Origin of the sequence: Pseudomonas sp. 31 R 17 (assembly GCF_900004915.1) — a bacterium.
In the GTDB taxonomy this organism is placed as follows: domain Bacteria; phylum Pseudomonadota; class Gammaproteobacteria; order Pseudomonadales; family Pseudomonadaceae; genus Aquipseudomonas; species Aquipseudomonas orientalis_A.
Window position 1 is genome coordinate 1 of sequence record NZ_CVTN01000027.1, and the last position, 1889, is coordinate 1889.

Annotated in this window: 1 protein-coding gene; it reads right to left on the bottom strand. The window is 61.7% G+C overall.

Annotated elements, in window-relative coordinates; translation table 11 throughout:
- A partial coding sequence (locus tag BFP89_RS00830; RefSeq protein ID WP_176718383.1) for an RHS repeat domain-containing protein occupies positions 1 to 1889 on the bottom strand: 1889 nt, incomplete at both ends.

A 1889-nucleotide genomic window follows, 5' to 3' on the forward strand; every position in this document is an offset into this window, starting at 1 on the left:
GGCCAATTGCCGCTCAAGAATGACGTGCTCTTCGTCGTACCGATAAACCTCGCGTTCACCGACGGCATTGGTCGCCGACACCAGTCGTCCGGCGGCGTCGTAGGCGTAGGAAACGACGTTCTGCTCGGTCACCCAAACGAAGGGTTGATGGCCTTTGGCGCGATGAACCTGGTAGTCCACCGCCACAATCCGACCCAGCGCGTAGCGCAAGAGCAAAGAGCGCCCCGCGCCGTTATCCAGTCGCTCAATGCGCCCTAACCGGTCCCGGAAAATACGCAGCCGGTTGTCATACGCATCGCTGATCGCCGTCAGTACGCCGTCGTGAAAGTGATAGAACCGAGAAGCCTGGGCCAGCACCAACTCGCCAGAAACCGAGCCCAAATAAATAGCCGCTTCCGCCAGGCTGTTGGTAATCGCCGGCCGAGCCGCCGTCGGCAAGGGCAGGGTGGTCGAGCGATTCTCATGGTCGGTCCACACCACCGAATCGCCCGACACAGAAAGCCTGTGCGCCAGCGCATGACTCCAGCCAAAACCCAAGCCGCAATCCACTTCCACCGCACTGGTGCGGTACAAGCGCGTCCACTCGAACGGCAAGATACCGTCCAGCGCGCCATCGGTCAGGGTCAGCAGTTCCTCGCCGGTGACCATCGACACCGGGCAACCGTTCGTAACGGTTTTATCCGCAGAAGCCGCCGCATCGCCCTTCGGGTTCGACGCCACGGCCGGCACATCATCCACCGACTCGTGGCGCACCAACGCCGTACGTTGCGTCTTATTGCGCACCATCGGCACCGCGTTCGAAACCAGCGTATCGCCCGCCTTCAACGGCGCCACCGGCACCGCTTTGATCGGCGTCGCCGCACTCCCCAGCAGCACCGGCTTGGCCGTCTGCACATGGGTTTCCAGCCCAGGCCCCGGCACCTGCCTGGCCAGCAACTCCAACAGCGCCCGCGCCCGCCCGGACTTGATAGAGCTCAACACCTGAGCCCCCAGCCGAAGCTGCACCCCCAACCCCCGCGTAGCCCATATCAGCAACAGGTTTATCAGGACTTCGCCAGTGATCTCGCCCAACAGCTCATACATCTCGGGCGGCGGCAGCAGACGTATCCAGCTGACCATCGCCGACAAATAGATAAACAACAGCGGCTCATCACTGAGCACCAGAAAGCCTTGGGCGAGTGTGTCCTTGCCCAGTTTCAGCAGTTCATCGAGTTCGGCCTGGGAAAGGTACTGCAGCAGCTTTTCGCTGTTGGACTTAAGGTTCGCCAGCAGGTCGTACAGCTCGGTGATGTTGTCCCACAGGTTGTAAAACGCCTGGCCAATCCCGCTTGCAAAGGCCGCACCCTGTTTCGCGCTGCGCTTGAAGGGCGGGGCTTTGGCAAAATCGGCCCATTGAGGCTCGAAATGCTCGCGCCATTGCTTGCGCAGATCCGCTTCCAGCCCGACGATCACCGACTGGTAGGACGCATACAGCGCCTTGACGTGATCCTTGGAAACATTGGGGTAGAAAGTGACTCGGTATCGCTGGTCGCGAGTACATTCAGGCACTTCAAGCATGCCGCTGGGGCCGATGGTGCGGTGCAGCGGCGCGCCAAAGGGCGTGCCGTCCGGCGCAATGGCTTGCAGCGTGACCGGCGTGTTGCCGATGGGGACGAAGCGCGTGCTCTCGAACAGATGCACCAGGGTCAGCCCACCCTGGGCCTTGCATTGAGCGACGGTGCGACTGGGCGTGTCGGAAGAGATCGGCGCAACCAGTGCGACCTCGTCCCCGACCTTGAACACCTGCTCGACTTCCAGTGCCGAGCCACTGAAAAAGCTGTCGGCCCAGGCATCGAACGTGTTCAGGCAATTGCGCAAATCCCGCAGCACGCGTTCAACATCCGGCGCTT